33 protein-coding genes are annotated in these 18,496 nt (G+C 31.6%); 3 read left to right on the top strand and 30 right to left on the bottom strand.

All coding sequences use genetic code 11. The features are described 5' to 3' along the window. The first annotated feature begins 25 nt into the window (after positions 1-25). On the top strand, positions 26-214 hold the full coding sequence (locus BQ9840_RS10490) for a hypothetical protein (RefSeq protein ID WP_077369737.1): 189 nt from the start codon (positions 26-28) through the stop codon (positions 212-214). Positions 215-258: 44 nt separating this feature from the next. On the opposite strand, the gene BQ9840_RS10485 is transcribed toward BQ9840_RS10490, so the two are convergent. The 6 genes from BQ9840_RS10485 to BQ9840_RS10465 all read right to left on the bottom strand — a co-directional run bounded on the left by BQ9840_RS10485 (position 259) and on the right by BQ9840_RS10465 (position 3,884). Continuing rightward, a complete protein-coding gene (locus BQ9840_RS10485; RefSeq protein ID WP_077369736.1) occupies positions 259-1,089 on the bottom strand; it encodes a hypothetical protein in 831 nt (276 codons plus the stop codon). Between the two features lie 11 nt (positions 1,090-1,100). After that, on the bottom strand, positions 1,101-1,799 hold the full coding sequence (locus BQ9840_RS10480) for an ABC transporter ATP-binding protein (protein WP_077369735.1): 699 nt from the start codon (positions 1,797-1,799) through the stop codon (positions 1,101-1,103). A 2-nt stretch (positions 1,800-1,801) separates the two neighbouring features. Next, a complete protein-coding gene (locus tag BQ9840_RS10475; protein ID WP_077369734.1) occupies positions 1,802-2,164 on the bottom strand; it encodes a GntR family transcriptional regulator in 363 nt (120 codons plus the stop codon). Between the two features lie 128 nt (positions 2,165-2,292). Beyond that, on the bottom strand, positions 2,293-2,463 hold the full coding sequence (locus tag BQ9840_RS12610) for a hypothetical protein (protein ID WP_159436155.1): 171 nt from the start codon (positions 2,461-2,463) through the stop codon (positions 2,293-2,295). A 294-nt stretch (positions 2,464-2,757) separates the two neighbouring features. After that, the gene (locus tag BQ9840_RS10470) at positions 2,758-3,063 is read right to left on the bottom strand and encodes a hypothetical protein (RefSeq protein WP_077369733.1); all 306 of its coding nucleotides are present in this window, start codon (positions 3,061-3,063) and stop codon (positions 2,758-2,760) included. A gap of 68 nt (positions 3,064-3,131) precedes the next feature. Then, the gene (locus BQ9840_RS10465) at positions 3,132-3,884 is read right to left on the bottom strand and encodes a L,D-transpeptidase (protein ID WP_077369732.1); all 753 of its coding nucleotides are present in this window, start codon (positions 3,882-3,884) and stop codon (positions 3,132-3,134) included. 184 nt (positions 3,885-4,068) lie between these two features. On the opposite strand from BQ9840_RS10465, the gene BQ9840_RS10460 reads away from it, so the two are divergent. Both BQ9840_RS10460 and BQ9840_RS10455 read left to right on the top strand, forming a co-directional pair. Next, positions 4,069-4,419 carry a hypothetical protein gene (locus BQ9840_RS10460; protein WP_077369731.1) on the top strand — a complete coding sequence of 117 codons (351 nt, stop codon included), beginning with the start codon at positions 4,069-4,071 and terminating at the stop codon, positions 4,417-4,419. A 99-nt stretch (positions 4,420-4,518) separates the two neighbouring features. After that, positions 4,519-4,689, top strand: a complete 171-nt coding sequence (locus BQ9840_RS10455; RefSeq protein WP_077369730.1) for an aspartyl-phosphate phosphatase Spo0E family protein — start codon at positions 4,519-4,521, stop codon at positions 4,687-4,689. Between the two features lie 41 nt (positions 4,690-4,730). Here the strand turns inward: BQ9840_RS10455 and BQ9840_RS10450 are convergent, their stop codons facing one another. From BQ9840_RS10450 to BQ9840_RS10345, 24 genes are all read right to left on the bottom strand, one after another. Beyond that, the gene (locus BQ9840_RS10450) at positions 4,731-5,021 is read right to left on the bottom strand and encodes a hypothetical protein (RefSeq protein ID WP_200804922.1); all 291 of its coding nucleotides are present in this window, start codon (positions 5,019-5,021) and stop codon (positions 4,731-4,733) included. Between the two features lie 264 nt (positions 5,022-5,285). Then, positions 5,286-5,573 (bottom strand): hypothetical protein, encoded by a 288-nt coding sequence (locus tag BQ9840_RS10445; RefSeq protein WP_077369729.1) that lies wholly within the window; start codon positions 5,571-5,573, stop codon positions 5,286-5,288. Positions 5,574-6,053: 480 nt separating this feature from the next. Further along, the gene (locus tag BQ9840_RS10440; protein ID WP_077369728.1) at positions 6,054-6,395 is read right to left on the bottom strand and encodes a hypothetical protein; all 342 of its coding nucleotides are present in this window, start codon (positions 6,393-6,395) and stop codon (positions 6,054-6,056) included. Positions 6,396-6,398: 3 nt separating this feature from the next. Then, on the bottom strand, positions 6,399-6,932 hold the full coding sequence (locus tag BQ9840_RS12765) for a helix-turn-helix domain-containing protein (protein ID WP_143254335.1): 534 nt from the start codon (positions 6,930-6,932) through the stop codon (positions 6,399-6,401). A 60-nt stretch (positions 6,933-6,992) separates the two neighbouring features. Continuing rightward, entirely contained in the window at positions 6,993-7,370 is a 378-nt protein-coding gene (locus BQ9840_RS10430) for a hypothetical protein (RefSeq protein WP_077369727.1), read from the bottom strand. A gap of 219 nt (positions 7,371-7,589) precedes the next feature. Continuing rightward, complete coding sequence (locus BQ9840_RS10425) at positions 7,590-7,895, bottom strand: phage holin, LLH family (RefSeq protein ID WP_077369726.1); 306 nt, start codon at positions 7,893-7,895, stop codon at positions 7,590-7,592. Next, on the bottom strand, positions 7,892-8,140 hold the full coding sequence (locus tag BQ9840_RS10420) for a hypothetical protein (RefSeq protein ID WP_077369725.1): 249 nt from the start codon (positions 8,138-8,140) through the stop codon (positions 7,892-7,894). The genes BQ9840_RS10425 and BQ9840_RS10420 overlap by 4 nt, the downstream gene beginning before the upstream one ends. Beyond that, positions 8,133-8,801: an N-acetylmuramoyl-L-alanine amidase gene (locus BQ9840_RS10415; RefSeq protein WP_159436154.1), complete on the bottom strand. Its 669-nt coding sequence runs from the start codon at positions 8,799-8,801 to the stop codon at positions 8,133-8,135. Before BQ9840_RS10415 ends, BQ9840_RS10420 begins: the two co-directional genes overlap by 8 nt. Positions 8,802-8,805: 4 nt before the next feature. Continuing rightward, on the bottom strand, positions 8,806-9,057 hold the full coding sequence (locus BQ9840_RS10410; RefSeq protein WP_077369723.1) for a hemolysin XhlA family protein: 252 nt from the start codon (positions 9,055-9,057) through the stop codon (positions 8,806-8,808). 88 nt (positions 9,058-9,145) lie between these two features. Continuing rightward, positions 9,146-9,304, bottom strand: a complete 159-nt coding sequence (locus tag BQ9840_RS12760) for a hypothetical protein (protein WP_200804921.1) — start codon at positions 9,302-9,304, stop codon at positions 9,146-9,148. Between the two features lies 1 nt (position 9,305). Then, positions 9,306-9,644, bottom strand: coding sequence for a hypothetical protein (locus tag BQ9840_RS10405; RefSeq protein ID WP_077369722.1), 339 nt, complete (start codon positions 9,642-9,644; stop codon positions 9,306-9,308). A 1-nt stretch (position 9,645) separates the two neighbouring features. Beyond that, positions 9,646-10,623: a hypothetical protein gene (locus BQ9840_RS10400; RefSeq protein ID WP_077369721.1), complete on the bottom strand. Its 978-nt coding sequence runs from the start codon at positions 10,621-10,623 to the stop codon at positions 9,646-9,648. Between the two features lies 1 nt (position 10,624). Beyond that, positions 10,625-11,044, bottom strand: a complete 420-nt coding sequence (locus BQ9840_RS10395; RefSeq protein WP_077369720.1) for a hypothetical protein — start codon at positions 11,042-11,044, stop codon at positions 10,625-10,627. Next, a complete protein-coding gene (locus BQ9840_RS10390) occupies positions 11,044-11,763 on the bottom strand; it encodes a putative phage tail protein (protein ID WP_159436153.1) in 720 nt (239 codons plus the stop codon). The genes BQ9840_RS10395 and BQ9840_RS10390 overlap by 1 nt, the downstream gene beginning before the upstream one ends. A 101-nt stretch (positions 11,764-11,864) precedes the next feature. Beyond that, positions 11,865-12,206, bottom strand: a complete 342-nt coding sequence (locus BQ9840_RS10385) for a phage tail fiber protein (protein ID WP_077369718.1) — start codon at positions 12,204-12,206, stop codon at positions 11,865-11,867. Next, entirely contained in the window at positions 12,203-13,240 is a 1,038-nt protein-coding gene (locus BQ9840_RS10380; protein WP_200804920.1) for a baseplate J/gp47 family protein, read from the bottom strand. The genes BQ9840_RS10385 and BQ9840_RS10380 overlap by 4 nt, the downstream gene beginning before the upstream one ends. After that, on the bottom strand, positions 13,241-13,690 hold the full coding sequence (locus BQ9840_RS10375; RefSeq protein WP_077369717.1) for a DUF2634 domain-containing protein: 450 nt from the start codon (positions 13,688-13,690) through the stop codon (positions 13,241-13,243). It lies immediately after the preceding gene. Continuing rightward, positions 13,691-13,939: a DUF2577 family protein gene (locus tag BQ9840_RS10370; protein WP_077369716.1), complete on the bottom strand. Its 249-nt coding sequence runs from the start codon at positions 13,937-13,939 to the stop codon at positions 13,691-13,693. Next, on the bottom strand, positions 13,940-14,938 hold the full coding sequence (locus tag BQ9840_RS10365) for an XkdQ/YqbQ family protein (protein ID WP_077369715.1): 999 nt from the start codon (positions 14,936-14,938) through the stop codon (positions 13,940-13,942). A 1-nt stretch (position 14,939) separates the two neighbouring features. After that, positions 14,940-15,368 carry a hypothetical protein gene (locus BQ9840_RS10360; protein ID WP_077369714.1) on the bottom strand — a complete coding sequence of 143 codons (429 nt, stop codon included), beginning with the start codon at positions 15,366-15,368 and terminating at the stop codon, positions 14,940-14,942. A 13-nt stretch (positions 15,369-15,381) separates the two neighbouring features. Continuing rightward, positions 15,382-17,409, bottom strand: a complete 2,028-nt coding sequence (locus BQ9840_RS10355) for a phage tail tape measure protein (RefSeq protein WP_077369713.1) — start codon at positions 17,407-17,409, stop codon at positions 15,382-15,384. Between the two features lie 8 nt (positions 17,410-17,417). Next, positions 17,418-17,561: a hypothetical protein gene (locus BQ9840_RS12600; RefSeq protein WP_159436152.1), complete on the bottom strand. Its 144-nt coding sequence runs from the start codon at positions 17,559-17,561 to the stop codon at positions 17,418-17,420. Between the two features lie 23 nt (positions 17,562-17,584). Further along, positions 17,585-17,965 carry a hypothetical protein gene (locus BQ9840_RS10350; protein ID WP_077369712.1) on the bottom strand — a complete coding sequence of 127 codons (381 nt, stop codon included), beginning with the start codon at positions 17,963-17,965 and terminating at the stop codon, positions 17,585-17,587. A 96-nt stretch (positions 17,966-18,061) separates the two neighbouring features. Beyond that, entirely contained in the window at positions 18,062-18,493 is a 432-nt protein-coding gene (locus BQ9840_RS10345) for a phage tail tube protein (RefSeq protein WP_077369711.1), read from the bottom strand. Between the last annotated feature and the right edge of the window lie 3 nt (positions 18,494-18,496).

Genomic DNA, 18,496 nt, shown 5'->3' with positions numbered 1-18,496 from the left:
TAGAAATAAGTAGGAGGTGCCTTCAATGATTGAAAATAAACCTGCAGCTACAGGATGTAGTCCTGATCAACAGTCAAGTTTATTATTTTTCTTTTTGCTATTAGTAATTCTATTCCAAGGTCCATTAGACTTCCTATTTGGAAGTGATGATAGTCTACTATTTTTCTTCTTACTATTAGTAATACTATTTTGTAACCCAATATGTATTTGGTAAAATAACGAAAAATAGCCCTAAATTTGGGCTATTTTTCATATTAACTATAAATCAATTTTGTTTTCAATTAAATATCCTGTGCTCAAGAAAGATACTACTCCTATAATTAAGGTAAATACAAAAGCTACTAAGTTAATAAATGTGGTTCCTCCAGCTGTAATAGCCATACCTCCTTTATCAAAGCTCCTAAAGAAACCAGATATAGTATTCATTCCATTAATTAATATATGATTATAGCTAACTACTTTGAAAGCCTTTAAATCTAAATAGTATGGAAAAGCTCCTATTATTTTTATAGTAGCATATCCAACTAGAGCATTTAATACTAAAAATACTACAAACCACAATCCACCAACTTTTTTATTTCTAAATGTAACTCTACTTAAAGCCATAGAAAAATAGATAAGTATCAAAGTAACTACACCACTAATAAATGTGATAGTAATATTAATAATAAAATCTAAACTTGGAAATAAATCATCAAGACTAACATCAAATTCTATAAATCTAGAAATCATAAACCCATTGAATAAAAAAACTACAGCTCCTAATAATATAAACCACATAATTGCTACCAATAATTTAGAGCCTAGTATTTGATTTCCAGTAAGTGGCAGTGTAAAAGTCAAATATCCTCTGTCTTCGTATAGTTCTTTCCTAAAAGAATCAACTATATATAGAAATTCTGCAAATAATGCACCAAGCATTATAAGTATAGCTATTCCTGTAAAAGCTGCATTTGGCATCATTGCTTCTGTTGTTTGTCTTCTAAATGTATAACTGTATAATGCTGTAGTAAGTATTAGTACAATTGCTAAAACTCCCAATATAAACTTATAACTTCCTTTAATCTCATATTTCATATATTTACCCATGTCTAACCCTCCTATTCTTCAAATACTTCTTTGTATAATTCATCTATACTCATACATTTTTCTTCTCTTAAACTCTCTGCATTTCCTTGTAATATTACTTCTCCTTCTCTTAAAAATACTACATCATCAAATACATTTTCCATATCTCTAACCAAATGTGTAGTTATAATCATAGAACTATCTTGGTTATAGTTTGAAATTATTGCATCTAGTATCTTATCTCTTGCTACTGGGTCAACTCCTGCAATTGGCTCATCTAATATATAAAGCTTTGCTTTTCTTGCTAATACTAATGTTAAATTTAGTTTCTCTGTCATACCTTTTGATAGAGAATTAATTTTCATATTCCTTTCAAGCTTCATAAATTTAAGTAGTTCTTCTCCCCTCTTCTCATCGAAGTCAGAATAAAAATCACCATAAAATTTAAAAGCATCTTCTATAGTCATCCATTTGTATAAGAAGTTTCTATCTAGTAGATAGGATACTATTGCTTTTGTTTCTACACCTATTTTTTTCCCATCAACTCGTACTTCTCCACTTGATTGTCTTAAAAGTCCAGTAAGTATCTTTATGAGAGTAGTTTTCCCACTACCATTAGGGCCAAGTATTCCTACTACCCTACCATCTTCAATATTTAAGTTTAGATTTCTAAGAGCTTTTTTATTAAAATAACTCTTTGATAAATCTTTTATTTCAACTAAGCTACTCATTTTTAACCCTCCTTATTAATCTTATCTGATATAATTTCAATTATTTCACCATCATCAAATCCTAAAGATCTCATTTCTTCAACAAAAACATTTATAATCTCAACTGCCATGAGTTTTTTCAATTCCACAATATTTTTTTTATCTTCTGTAGCAAATGTACCCATACCCCTTTGAGTATATACTAACCCCTCTCTCTCCAACTCCTGATAGGATCTTTGGACTGTATTTGGATTTACCTTTAATTCTGTTGACAACTCTCTTACAGATGGCAATTTATCACCCCCACTTATATCTCCTGAAACCATCTTTTTCTTTAAGTAATTCATAATCTGTGTATATATAGGAAGTTTATCATCAAATTCCACTTTCTCACCTCCATATTATTTTTCCGTCTTAGTGCACTATCTACATAGTACACTAACATTGTATATTTGTCAACAAAATTATATTAAAAAATCCTTGGTGTTGATTTTTAATCAACACCAAGGATTTTTTAATTTGTTCTCTCTTCGTAAGTAATGATTGCAAAGAATATATTGCCTCTGTTTTCAAACTCTACATCAATTACCTCCAGTATCTCTTCTTCATTGTCTTCTATCCAATTATATACTTTGTCTTCAAGGTCTAAACCATCATTGCAATCAATAATAGTCATATGTCTCATTTACAACACTCCTATTTCGTATTGATAATAAAATATATTCTAGCTTTCATTTAATTATTCAAAATAACTTATATACATTAACACTTTTTTTGTTTTTAGCATATTTTATAATGGGAACAAAATCCCATATTCTCCTAGGAGGTGTTTTGAATGGCAGATAAACAATGTGGATTATTCGGTGGCTGCTTTGACGATTCACTACTTTTCTTCTTCTTACTTCTAGTAATACTATTCTGCTTTTTACCTTGTGGTAGATGCTAACAAACTAAAAGAAATCGAGGCCTAGCCTCGATTTCAATATTTATTCTTTACTCTTTGTTTTTGTGCCATAGGGTCTGAAAATACTTCATAGCCACCCATAGCAGCAAATGTGACCATAAGTGCATTTATTATAGTGAGTATTATTCCCTGAATACCAGAACCAGTTTTTCCAAATACAAAATTTAAAATAAGTGCGATTATGAATGTATAAAGCCTAACAAAACTATCTCCAAAGTTCTTTTTTATAATGCTTTTACTAAATTGAACAATAATACTAGTAGCTGCTACAATACCTGCAAAGGTACTAAGTATCTCTAAAGACATAAAATTGTCATACACATCATTCACTCCTTTTAATCCTATATCTAAATAATATTATAGCTAGCACTCCATTATGACAACAATTTTCAAGTCAATGAGTCACAAACTTCTTCTATTTCTTCATATTGAATATACTGTTCAATTCCCCATTCTTTGAGTATTTCTTCTGTTCCAATCCATACCTTTGTTTTTACAGGTATATATTCATATAATTCCTCTACATCTTCATTTATCATTCTTATACAACCATGAGATACATATTGCCCAATAGAGTAAGGAGATGAATTACCATGTATTCCATATCCCCTATGTTTTTCAGTAGAAAGGCCTAGCCATCGCTTACCTAATGGATTGTTAGATGCTCCACCTTTTACAGGTCTATATCTGCCACCCATTCCACCCCAACGAGGATTCTTTGCCTTATTTATGATAGTGAATTTATAATCTGGAGTTGGGGTTTTAGATTTTCCAAGAGCTACTGGATATTTTTTATATATCTCGCCCTTGTTATACACCGTTAATATTTTCTTGGTCTTGTTAATAACAATAAACCATTCCAATTTTCTCATTTCTTCTGGTATTGTGTCTAAAATCACTTTTTCTGTTTCTGACAATGCCTTTTCTGTATCCTTTTCAATAACTGGATTTACAATTATATTGTTTTCTGCTTGAAATCTTAATAGTGCATACCTTTCCTCTAGCTGTTTCTCATTAAATCCTTTACTTACATAGTCTCTTAAAACTTCCTCATTTTTAATATCTTCTGCATAACAATTATTTAAAAACAACAAAAAAATAATAACAATTGTTCCTATTTTCTTTAATGTATTTCTTAACATTTAGTCAATGCCCCCTTTGTATATTCTATTCAGCTACAGGGAAAAAAGTAACCTTTTTTAACCTGTCATAATAACGTTCCTTTGGCTGAAATATATAGTATACTTATGTTACATTTTAATATATAATTATATTAAGACATTTTTAGAACGGCTAAATTGATCTCATAAAAACGGAGGTGAAATTTTGAATAGCGAAGATAAACTTTATGATTTATTGGAAAAAATTTATTTCGAACTACAGGATACCAAAAAAGACTTAAAAGGTGATATCGACTCAATAAGAACAGAATTAAAGGGTGATATTAGTTCAGTAAGAACAGAATTAAATGATTTCAGAGAAGAAACTAATAATAGGTTTAATAAATTAGAAGAAAAATTAGATTTGATGGAAGCAAATAATGCAGATAGACATATCACAATCGATAGTGATTTGAAAAAAGTTAAAACTGACTTGTCCAGAATTGAAATAGCTACAGCAGATAATTGGAGTGATATCGCTAGGCTAAAAGCTGTTAAAAGAATAGAAATAAAATAACAAAACACCCTTGTACTAAATAATAAGTACAAGGGTGTTTTGTTACAAAGTATATTTTTCTTTGTTTAAAGCATCCTATTTATTAGGAGGTGTTTAATCTTGTCTGAAATAGATGAATTGATTAAAGACATAGACAAGTTAAAGGAAAATTTAAATGAGTTAATTGAAAGAAAGGATTTTAATTTGCAAGATCCTGAAATAATTAAAGCTAGTCAAGAGCTTAATCAGGTTATTACCAAATATAACAATTTAATTGCAAAAAAATTATAAAAAAGAGGACAGTTCTTGTCCTCTTTTTATACATCAAAAATCTATTTAATCTTTCTCATGATTATATCTTCATGTTTTGATACTGCATTTTCTATTCTTTCTAGCTGTTGAATATTTTGTAATTGTCCATCAAATAATACCTCTATTTTAGGCATTAAATCATGTTCAATAGTTACATTTGTTTTATTCAAATTTTCTTTTACAGATTTGATATCATCTTTCATTTCTTTATTATCATTCTCAAGTATATCAAATTTTTTCTCAAGTCCATCAAATCTTTTACTAAACTCACTATACATCTTTTCAATCAATTCAAAGGTTTTATCATCCAACCCAAATTCCCCCTATTGTGAATAATTGGCGCACCCTGAGGGACTCGAACCCCCGACCAACTGATTCGAAGTCAGTTGTTTTATGTTTTGTATGGTTTGGGACAAGCTTATACCCTTGTAAAATAGCCATTCTTATTTTTGGCATTTTGATTTAAAACGATATATTTTGCTTTTTATGGCACGAATGGCACGGAAAGTGGCACGCATTTTCAATAATAAAATTGATAAAATAACCAATAAAAATAGAGTTTATCATAAGCTTTCTTATATTCTTTTTATAAATATTCCAAAACCAAATAAATTAACCCCAGCTAATATTATACCAATAAAAGCTACCCATTTAAAATATTTAAATTTAAATTTTATGGCCAATAAAAATGTAATAATTAAATTTACAAATAAAATTATTTCGTATGAATAAATAGAAGTTAATAATGGCCAACTTTTAATATGTATTCTAAGAAACAAAATTGAACATGTAATGCCAAATAATGAACATATAACAATCATTGCTTTCAAAATTTTTTCCAATATAATTTTAGTTTTCTCCATTTTTACCACCTCTTTTACCTTATATTTCTATAAAAACAGAGAAATTCCTTCTAAACTTATGCAAAATATACAATAGTTCGCCAAACCCTCGTATTTAGCTTGTATTGCATTTTCGTATGTTGCTATACCAATTACATTACCGTATGGGATAAAACTTGTCTTATGTTAGATATGTGAGTTGTTTTTGTGCAAGATTGGAGATTAGTAAATTCATTGGCAAAATAAAAAAACTGGCGTAAATATTTTCGAGAAAAATTCATTGACACGTTTTGAATTTTCTGATATATTTATTTTTGGAACTAGTCAATAGTTTACCTATTAGGATTTGAAACATGTATTATTATTATATGACTAGTTTGATTAGACTACCTATAAGGAATCTACACTGGTGAGTTAGTGTAGAATTTTCTAAAATGAGCAAAGGAGAGAAGGGAAACCTTATTTCCTTTATTTTTGGCAAAAGAAAAGACTAGGTTTTTCCTAGCCTTGGACCTTCCAATATTCATCAGCTTCTATATACTTTCCTTCTTTCATCATAGACTTTGCTCTACCTGTCGGCATTCCCCATGAGTGCCAGCATGATTTTTCAGATACTTCTTCTTCTAGATATATTCCATATAGTTCTACTCCATCTTCTACAAGGTCACCTGTCACTACCACAACTACTATATCGGTATCGTTGTAACTTTCTAGTTTTTCTAGTATGCTTTTTCGTGTTTTGATTGACATACACTCAATGCTATCTGGTGTTAGATAGGAATTTTTTACCTCCATGCCATAATTTCTAATGTTGTTTTTATTAAATATTTTTTCCTTTAACATTTTTTATTCCTCCTCTTTTTTTCCATATAATCTTTTCATTGCACTTTCTGCCACAAGCCAAACTTCACCGGATTTTCTAACTTCATCATCTTCAAATCTTCCATTTCTAACATTGTTTCTTAGATTCGAAGTGCTAACGTTCCATTTCTCACTCGCTTCTTTAAATGTCATAACTTCATCTACTTGGGCTACCCCTGCAAAAGCTGAACCAGATATAAGATAGAACTGTTTTTCTTCATTTTTCATTTTTTCAATTTCTTCTGTATAATTTTCAACAAACCCCTTCATAGCCCATTCAACTTCGCTTTCAATGTTATACTCTACTACTTTTTCAATAGTGCCTGTGTACAGCCTTTTGATGTTTGCTTCAAATTCATACTTATTGAAAATTCTATTTGCAAAACTCGAATGACCTTTTAGTGCACATTGCTTTTTATCTACTTTTCTAACCATACATCCAAGATAGAAAAGGGCTTTTTCATTTTTCCCATATCCCATTTCTTTTAATTCTTTTTCTGCCACTTCCTTAATATTCATTCTAATCCCTCCAACAATTTTATTTAGGAAGTTTGAAGGTACCTCCTAGACCTTTCTTTGTTATTTTTTAAGTAATATTTTTGCTATAGATATGCCACACTCGTTACGGTTATCTATGAACCAAGCTGAATCTTCGATATTTACTATTTTTTCTCTTGCGTTTGCGAACATTGCCCTGTATGTATCTGCTTTTTCATTCTGCCTATCTGCTATTCTTTCTTCAGCTTCTCCTATTTGTTTTAAAAACTTTGTCCTAATATCTTCTGCCCAAGCTATTTGTTTTGGAGTCCCTTTCAATTCCTTCACTTCTTCTTCCTCCTTTCCTTCTTCAAAGAGGTAGCTAACGTATAGACCGAATTGTGTTTGATAATCTACCTCTGGGTAACGTTCTTTCATTTTTCTTGTCATTTCATGAGCTTCCTTAAATATGTTTTTCATTTTGTTACCTCCTTGAATTATTTTTTAATCGACTTCGTTTATCTATATATAATTATAAACGATATCGTTTGTTATGTCAAGGTTTATACAAAACTATTTTAATTCACGTAACCGTTGCAACAACTAGCTTATAGCTTATATGTAGAATAATGTCGAAATGTTTTTAATTAATTTTAGGCACAAAAAAAGACCAGGGAATTAACCCTGGCCCAATTAAATCTATTCGATTTTCCTTTGCACTAAATTTAATTCCTTTACTGCTGCTTCTACAAGTACATCCAATTCTTGTATGGTTATATTTATTCCCTTAGATTGTAGGAAAGTTATTACATATTCTTTCTTTAGTTTGCCCTGCCCTTTTCCTGCGTATATTTGCTCTGCTGCTCCTACTGCAACTTGTACCCAAAAATAGATATTGTCTCTCTGCTGTTTAGTAGTTTTAGACTTAACAAAAGGCACTATCAAATATGTTAAGATAGCACCTAAAATCGGTATTAATACTTTTACAATTATATCAATATTCATTTATTTGCCTCCCTCTTAATTTTGGACAAGCTCCATAGTTCTACAGTAGTGAATCCAAACCAAGATACAATTAGTGTAGATGGTTCATTCCCTACCCTTGTAAATACATAAAATATTCCAGCTGTAAATATTACGTTTAATAGAATTACTAATACTACTATAAATTTACTAAACCTGCCTTTTTTCTTATTCTCCTTTTGTTTTTTTATTAATCTTTCTAATTCCTTTGTATCTATGTTATCCAATTTTATCTACCAACCTTTTAATCACAATAGCCATTTCCTCTCTAGTAATCGGCTCCTTAGGCCTTTTCCCATCTAAATAACCTTCTTTTTTTGCCCATTCCCATCCTTCTTTGGCCCAAGTGCTAGGAGTGTTATCTTCTTTTTTGTTCGCCATTTTATTCACCTTCCCTAAATTTTTAGCATCTTGAATTAGTTTAGCCTTATTTAAACTCGTACCAGGACAAGTTTTTGCTACTCCTGGCCCCTCTCTGTGAAATTTAATAGATCCTTCTCCATATTTATCTATGAAATATTTTACAAGTTTCAATATGTTTTCTTTCTGCTTTCCTCCCAATGCATCATGACCTATATCGAAATTACCTATCATCTCTACAGCTAAGGCTCCAGTATTCCACCCCTTAATACTTGCAGGGGTAATATTGAAAGGTCTGCCAGTTACCCATTTACCATCTGGGAATAATGATAAGTGTTGTCCAATATCTTGCCATCCTAAAGTTTTAGTATGGTAATTATACATTCCTTGTTGCATAGCAATATGGTTATTGCCTTTAAAATCTTTATGTTCAGGTTTCCATGTGTGATGAATATGCAGTTGTTTAAATTTATACCTATCTAGCTCTTTCAATAATTGTTCTGTAGTTAGTATTCTGAAATTACTCATTTTCTCACCTCCCCAAAGTTTGTACATACCAAATGAAAAACCCAACCATACTACCTACGATAAGGCCAATAAACCACCTCATTGTAGTCACTAGGTTCTTTATCTGCTCACATAGATTCGCTATTTGAGTTTCTGTTTTGCTCTGATACTGTTCTAATTTGTCTATACGTTCTGAGTGATTATTCAATCTAGTATCGTGTACATCTAGCCTTTCGTCAATTCTCTTATGCTTTTCTCTGCAAATGTTCTCTTCCATATTCCACCTCCGTCAAATTATCCAGAAGGGCATAAAAATACACCCTCCTAGGTGTTATTGATGTTGCACATAAATAACCTTATCTTCACTAAGCTACTTGTTCTTCTGCATCTAATACTGCATATACCATTTCTCTTAAATTGCTTAAATTAGGTACTTGTTCCCTTGTATAAGTACCATTAGGATTTTTCTCTGTTATTACATTTCTTGCCCAAATCTGTACTAATGCACTTTCTGTTGTAAACATATTACATTCCTCCTCCTATCGTCATAGTTAGTTCCATAATAGCTTGCTCATTTTGTGCTTGCTGGATAGCATTTAATGTAGTCATTTCTAGTAATGCAGTTTCTAATTCTGCTATTTTTTTAGTTTGTTCATCCTCTACTGATTCAGGTATGTCCTCATACTCATACCATACTTCATTTGTTGATTTTCTGCATTTTAGTATTGCAATCTTACCTTCAATTTCCTCTTTTATAGGTAATTGTTCTATTGCTATTCCTTTAGATTTGTCTTTTTCTGTTAATGTTGTTTCATCATATACAACACTTGCTCCATTATTTGGATTTTCAAATACGTAAATCATTTTATTTCCTCCTTCTGCTGATTGTATTTGCTATTTTATATATCTTGAATGGCGCAGTACCTCCAACATTCCCTATTGCAAATATAGTCTCACCAACTAGTTCAGTAGGATGTTTTGGGTGTGATTGCGTAGTGGTAGGATATGAATTAATTGTTTTACAAATTTCAACCAACGTATTTCTATCTACCTTTCGAACTAATGTACTGCCTCCGTTCAAATATAAATTGTTTTTATCTACTAAAAAAGTAGAAAAACTCATATGACTAGCCGATGCTACTATAACAAGGTCACTAGACCTCAATTTTATTAGCGATTGTCCAGATGAAATAGATGAAGCAGCATAGATAATACCATCATCTAAAATCGCATGGGGATAATGATAGTAATCATCGCTAATTTTTTTGGATTCAATTATGTCTAAAGCCTGTTTACCGGCTTTAGTTACAAAAGTCCCAACATTGCTATTGTAATTTATAGAGCTAATTACATAAATAAATTCATCATCAATTACCAATGTATTAGCATATTCGTTTGTGTTTAGACTGTTTTTTACAGATGCTCTACTTACTACTGACATATTAAATTTATTTACTTTCACAACAAAAGTTGAACCTAATAGATACATATAATCGTCATCAAAAGCGTATATATCAGTAGATGAAAAATCACTATCTGTAAACTCCTGATACTGCATTGTTGATATATCTAATTTGGTTATTCCTCTTGTCCCTGTCCTAAAATATAAAAACCCATTATCGTAGTTTATTTTTGATTTACCTATAGTTACATTTGCACTTGCGATTATATTGAATTGTAGGTCAAATTTAAAGATTTGGTTTCCAGCTGATGCAAACAAAAACATTCCACCATCACTCAGGATGTTATTATAGGCCATTGCAGTTTCAGTTTCATCAAATATTCCTAACTTATCAATAGTTTCTATAACCACCCCACCGACATTAACTCTACCAACTGCCATATCAACTCACCTGCCTTATTAACTTTAAATCACAAGTCAAATTAGCCGTCGGCTTTTCATCTGCATATATAGTGACCTTACCATTACTACTCAAATTAGCCGACTTAATGCTACTAGCTTTTTCTAAATCTCCTAAATGAATATTTACATCTACTACTGTATCTGCTGTTATATCTGCATCTAATATTTCATACTTCCAAAATCCACTAACTAAACTATCATCAACCCATCCACTAGCCATTATTGTTACATCTTTTTTAATCTTAATTAGTGACGCTGTTTCTGCCTTATGCGTCGTTAAATCATCTTTTAAATCTCCAACCTCTTGATCCAAAATATCCATATTGTCATTTAGATCATTAACATTAACATAATCAGTTGAGTCAGGTTTCTTTAAATTAAGTTTTTCTGTTAATTCCATTAAATCACTCCTTCCCATACTCTTAATTCATTCCAAGTTTTAGGTAGACAATCTCCCCAAGTTCTTAATTTCAAATCTTCCCAAGGGGTAAAAGTATATTTATACGTTAGTCCTAAGTGAGCTGGAATGACTATATCTAAGGCTTGTTTTAATCCTTCTAAATTATTAGGTACACCTCTGGAACCTATAAACTTAATTTCATATAATCCATCTGTATCAGTAGGATTTACCTCTACTTCACCATTTGAATATGCCTGTGCAACTGATTTTATAGTTTCCTCTGTAGTTTGGTCAAAACTGGCTATATACCTACTGGAAATCTGTTCCCTTCTTTGGTCATATTTTAGATTTTGAATAGCTTTTATTCCCAAATCTCTTTCATAAATATTTAACTTTTCTATTGCAGTATCCAATAACATATTTCTATCTACAATATCCAAACCTTGCTCTAATTGTCTGAATTCCTTGTCATAGGCATTTAAGATACTGTCAAATATTATGGATTTTCTTTCATACCAAGGTAGATATTCAAGCATAGCCGATTTATAATCCCTTTTACTAACTACTATATTTACTATCATTTCTGTAGTTGTAGAAACTATAGTAGGAGAAAACTCTACTCTTACCCCTTGGCCCTTTAGTTCAGTTATAACTTCGTTAAAGGCCTTAGAATATTCTAATACCACACCTTGGACTTCTTGTTCTGTTTCTGCCTCCATTAAAGCTAATCTAAAACATTCCCACATATGTGGGCTTAGGTCTTGCCACGTATGAATATTAACTTGTCCCCATTGTAATTCCTGTATTGGATGCATTTACATCACCTTAACCTTACTATTAGATAATTCTTAGGTATCTTGTATTGACTTGAAACATCTATTGTCTTTACAAATTCTGCTGGAGATTTAAAGAGTAGGTTTCCACCATTCAAACTATCATAAATTCCTATATGAGTAATAGGTCCCCAACTTTCTGCTGCTATCGGAAATAATATATCTGCATTATTCGAAGTTTGTCCTTCTGTAGCCGATACAAAAACACTAGGTTGTCTTTTATAACTAGCCTTAGATACTTCTACATCTTCATTAAAAAGACCTACATATACATTTTGTAGGTTCTCGTTTAAAACTTTATTCTTTAAATAAACTGACATATGATTCATTGATTAATCACCCCCATTATAGCTACTTCTTCATTTAAAATAGGTATATTTGATATACCACTGTTAATTAGCAAATCTGAATAATCCAGCACACCATCTGTATCTAAAATAATACTTCCTATCTGTGCATAAGATACGTAATCAGTCTTAAATGCTATGGATTTTAGGTATTCTGATATGTTTTTAGATATATTTTCTTTTACCCGTAGTTCCTCATAACCTTCCACTAATACCAAAGTAACCGATATATTTATCGTTACCGGCGTAGCACTTACAACTGTTACATTAGCACCGAATGGCCTTTCGCTCTCAATATGATTAAATACATTGCCAATTAAATCTTTACTTGCTGGTTGGCCGTTGGAATCAATTATTACTACTTTTACAGTTAGAGGGCCATTCCATCTTGGTACTACTCTAACACCACCGACCCCTACAACCTCCTTAGCCCATTGTTCATAATGATATTTATTACCTGCTTTGGCTGGTCTTTGAAGTTTATCATAATATCTTTTCCTTAGTTCATCATCAGTTTCAGAATTATAGCCATTGGTAACAGGCTCTGGATTATAGACATCAATTAGTCCAGGTATTGATACTGGGAATTTATTTATACTATTAGCTGGTACATTTCCCACAAATCCATATTCTTCACATACTACAAATACTCTTGCTTGGCCAGATTCGTCTATTATAATATCTTCCTGGACAATAAAGTTTACAGTATCAGTACCAACCAAATCACCCTTTTTTATACCAGATCCTTCAGCCCCTGATATTACTACTATAGTTGTGGATCTTGTAGCCTGTTTTCTCTTTATTCCTGTACGTTGATATACAAACCTTTCTAATTCTTCATCAAATAAGTTTTCTACATCTAGCTTGTTGGCTACTTCCTCCAATTCCATATACATTAAAGCAAATTCAATTGCTGCTGGCTTAGTAGAATCATAAAAAAAAGACCCCTCGGTCTTGTCATATTCATCACTTATATTTTTCAACATTCTATTGTGTATTTCTTTTATACTTTCCAATTAAAATTTCACCTCCTGATTGAAGGTTTCGCCATTCTTTAATATTACTGTGAAATATATTTTTAATGTTGCTAATTCTTGTTCTGTTCTAAAATCTTCTATTCTATCTATTTCGCTATGTTTTTTTAAGGCCTGTTCTATTTCCCTTCTTAGCTCAGATTGTAGAAAGAATTGAGGGACTTTTTTGCCTTGGATTAAATCTTTAATACTAATACCATATTCATCAATTCCTTCATCCTCTTTATATACTTCAAACTTAAATTTCTCTGTTCTTAGTATTTTTTCTATCCAAACCCTTACGGCTTCTTTGCCTTCTACTTCTACAAGTCTGCCACCTCTTATTGCAAAATCACCTTTTTTAAAATCATACAGGAAGGTTTTTCCTTGATTTTTCTTTTCTTCGACTTGTAATTCCTTTACGATATTATCTAAATTTAGTGTAGGAAACATCTAATCACCTACCTTACCAGCTATAAAAAATACCTGCTCATTCTCAGCAGGTATGATCAATACTTCTTCACTCATAATTAAATTTACTACATGACTACACTTTATTAATTGATCTCCATATAAAATTACTTGTCCATCTAATATAGATACTTTTAAAGGATTAATTCCTACTACCTTCCCAATACAAGGACCTATATTACTTTTATTATCCCTTTCCTTAAACATTTGAGCCAATCCTACATCCCACATCTATATCACCTTCTCTAAAGTTAAATCCATAGTATGAATTCTATTATGATAGGCATGGATACAATCTTTAACTAGATATTGTCCTTTTAGCTTAAACGTATCATTGTCTATTTCTAGTATTCTGCCTGCTCTTACATTATCATCACCCAGTATGGTTATTGATATGTCCTCATTTACTTTATTTAATTCTTTAAGTTTGTTTTGAGCAATTACCTTAGCCTGTGCTATATTCTTATCATCTACGCTTTCAACATCTTGCAAGAGTCCAAACTTAGCTATGTTTTTATCGTCTTTAGCAGTAGCAACCACTCTACTACTTTTTTCATTACTAGAGCTTATTAATATACTATTTCTCATATCTGCTATCGATTCAGTTTTACTTATACTTCCTATTGCTTTTAAAGGATTAAAAGGAGCTATATTAGGAGCAGGTTTAAACTTTGGCTTTATAACTAAATCTGTATATTTTTCTATATATAATTTTCCAGCCTTCATCTCTAACCTATATTTTATTCTTAGGGCATCTGTGGCTTGTTTCAATATATCTCTAATTATATCTGCTACAGTATCATCTTTATATATTTTAGTAATAGTTGTAGGTATAGATGTTATATTACCTATAGGTACATTAAATTTATTGCATAATTGTTTTATAGCATCATCTGCTTTTACTTTGTTAAATTGAATTATGGTCCTGGATTGATTTAAGTAAAAGGCATAGTCAAACGCTGTAATAGCTTTAGAATATTTATCGATTCCTAAATCTACTATAATTCCTCTAAACAGTTCTTTGCTATTGTTAAGTAGTATTATTTTATCCCCTATCTCAACCAAATCATAACCTTTCATATATCTATCAATTGTACTTCTTCCAGTAGTAAAGTTTAATTCCATTCCTAAAGTATCTATGCTATCTTTCCAGCTTAAGCCACTACTTATATTAGTTATATTTTTATTGCCACCATTATCTTTTATTAAATTTATAGTGTAATTATTCATGCTATACACCCTCTACAAATGGATATTCACTTACATCTAAAGTATAAGCTATATCTCCATTTCGTCTTACTTTGAATGTGAAATTATCTATTAAACAAGCCATATTAAACCATTCACGTCCGTCTGGCCTACTTGTAACTATTCTAAGTGGTACTTTCTTTGCTCTCCATTTATTGAAAAAATCTACATATTTAAAAGGCTCTGCTACACTTCCAGACTTTAACCATATATACTTTTGAGAAGGAAATATTGAAGTGATAGAAAATGTTCTAAGCCCTTCATCTCCAATTAAATTTAAAGTACCATTATTTATAGTTTCAAACTGTTCATTGTTTTGAGGTTTCTCAACTTCTATTTCTGGTACTACTGGCAATATCATTACTTCTTCTCTGTTGTTTGCACTAAAGACTATATTGCTTTTATCCCCCATTCTCTACCACCTCCTAAACATTTTCTAATGCTATTTTTACTTTCTTATATACAGTATTTCCTACCTTATCAGCAATTTCATCATCGCCATAGATATTTCCATAGATTTTTACATCGACTTTCAGATCTTCTCCAAGAGTTTTATTCTTCAATAATCTATCAGATTTATCGGCGGGTATTATTGTTTCTCCTGAGGATAATTTTCTTATCTCTCCACCTTCTTCGTGGATTTTTGCATAACCAGCTGGAGAATAGGAAGTTCCCTTAGCAAAACCTAGCATTTGTTTTCCGCCACCAGTAACCATGCCTTGCTTTGTATCGTATTTCCCTTTCTTAAGAGACTTAAATCCTTCGTATTCAAACTTGTTTACGGTTTTTAAGTTAAACCCAAAGTGCTTTCCACCAAACTTAGGTACCCACTCCGGAATATCAAAACTAAGCATATTAAGGCCCTTAATAATAGGATTTATAACCCAATCAATAAAGAAGTTTCCTATGCCTTTGAATATGTTTTTTAGTCCTGTTTCCATGTTCTCCATAGCTGCTACAACTCCATACCCTAAGTCTCCAGCCTTTTCTTTTACCATATCCCAGTTTCTATATAGTGCATATCCTGCTGCAATAGCTCCCCCTATCGCAAGTACCAACCATCCAAGAGGTGTCATAGCTAATGTGCCATTCACCAACATTCCTATATTATTTAATCCGGTTAATACTTTTTTAGCAGTGCCTATTACTTTAATCACACTATACATACTCAACACGAATACGCCTACAGTTGTTATAGCTTTTTCGTGTTTTTTTATAAAGCTTACTACACTTTTTATAAAATTAATTATCTTTGTTACACCTTCGCCGATAGACTGTACCCACTGTTGTATTTTATTTTCGTTGTTTTCTAGCCATGTATCTATTTTATCTATATTTTCACCAATAGCACCTGATTGAGTATTCATTATAGATGTAAAAGTATTTTTGAATCTATTTTTCATTTTGTCTAATTTAAACCCTATTGTATTAGTCATGGTCTTGTATGCTTCTTCTGTTTTTCCTGTACTATTCTCTACTTCTCCTAAGATTTCCTTAAATTCTTCAAATCCATCCCCTGTTAAAGCTAATGCACCAGTTAAAGCATTGACGTTTCCAAATAGCTTACCCAAGCTATCTGTGTTGCCTTTTGTTTTACTCTTCACTTCCTCTAACCAATTAGCAAAGCCTTTGCTTTTAATCGCTGCAACGCTAAAATCTAATCCTAATCTTTGTGCTTCCTCTTGGGCTTGTTTTGACGGTTTTATAACATTAGACATCATGCCTTTTAAAGAAGTCATAGCTTGAGAAGTTTCAAGACCGCCTTTTGTTAAACTGGCTACAGAACCTAAAACATCATCAAGTGATAACCCAGCACTTTTAGCTATTGGGGTAACGGACCCTAAACTCTCCGATAATTTTTGAACATCTGTAACCCCTAGATTCTGAGTGACTAGAAGCTTATCTGATATATCCTCCATAGCCTTCTTGCCTTCCATGCCAAATACATTCATTGTACTAGCCATTACGGATAAAGCACTATTAGAATCAGTGAAACCCGCTACTGCTAATTTACTAGCTTGAACACTAGCCATTACACTATCTTTAGCCTTGATACCTGCCGATATGGCTGAATACTGTGTATCTCCCAACATTTCAACTGCGATACCAGCTTTATTGGATGTCTTCAATAGATCTTCTTGGATATTTTTTAGATCAAGAGAATTTCCGGCTATAGACTTTACCTTTGCACTAGCAGCATCTAACTCTTTCATTCCATCAAAACCGACTTTTACCGCTATAGTTCCAACTGCTGCCCCTATCGCTGCTCCAACTTTAACCGATTTCTTAATTACTTTATCCATTGCTTTTACAGATTTATTTTTCCACTTTTCAATTTGATTTTGAGATTTCTTCATTTCCCTAGTTACTTTATCTACATTCTTGGACACTTTAACTAGAGGTTGTGAAATTTTATCCTTTAGAGAAAGTACAGTATTAATCTGTTTTGCCACTTCCTCACCTACTTCCCAAATAAGGCTTTATATTTCTCGTTCTCCATTTCTATAGCATAATTCATAGCTTCTATATAAAAAATCTTTTCTAAATTAGAAAGAGATAATAAAGAATCCAATGTATGTCCTTTATCCAAGTAATAGGCATACATCTGAAATTCTCCATCATCTCTTATTAGTTTTTTATATCAACATCTATTTTTTCTAGACCATAAAAAGAGTTGATAACCTCTATAATGCCATTAATTTCATTTAACTGATCTTCCAGCACTGCACTTGGTAAATCAGTAGGAGTGGCTACTTCATATACTTCCATAGCTTCTTTTGCATTTTCTTTAAACATTGGACAGCATTCATAGATTAATTTATTCATGCCTTCTATGCTATTGCCTTCCTCTACTTCATCAATTAAATCCATATACTGTGATAAAGGTATTTTTCTGATTTCTATATCCATACCTAAGACTTCACTAGAATAATATTTGACTTGCATTTTATCCATTTCGCCTTGTTTTTTTCTTGCAATTATTTCTGCTAATGTAGCTTTTTTACCCATTTCTTTTTCCTCCTTTTTTTACATAAAAGTGAAAATAAATGACGCCCTAGAACCGTTTCTAAGGCGCTTAAATTAACCTATCCATACTATAGTGTTTTATTCTAATATTTCTACATCACTGGCTTTAAAAGGCATTTCTATTTCTCCAACTGATTTTTCTTCCCAACTTTGTAAATCAATCTCATCAAATGTGATTCCAGTTACTTTTATTCGTTGTCTTTTACCAGTAGCTTTATTATATGCCTTCGCCACTATACTCACATCAGGAACTCTCCCAGCTGCATATTCTGCAAATAATAAATCTATTGCCTTGTTGTAGTTTTTGTCAGATTTTCTATATGTGAAAGCTCCTTCATAGCCATAACCCATCAATACTCTGTCAGTAGATAATCCGTTAGGAACATCTTCCCATTCCAGTATCATTTTTAAATTGAAACTTTTTACTTTGTCCCAATCTGAATCATTTACCCATAGATCTCCGTTAGATCCATTCCAATAATTATTACTTCTATTCTCTGCTCTAGGCATGTA

It is taken from the genome of Anaerosalibacter sp. Marseille-P3206 (assembly GCF_900155565.1).
In the GTDB taxonomy this organism is placed as follows: Bacteria; Bacillota; Clostridia; order Tissierellales; family Sporanaerobacteraceae; genus FUHM01.
Note: the sequence above shows the minus strand (reverse complement) of the source record. Positions and strands in the feature narration are given on the sequence as shown.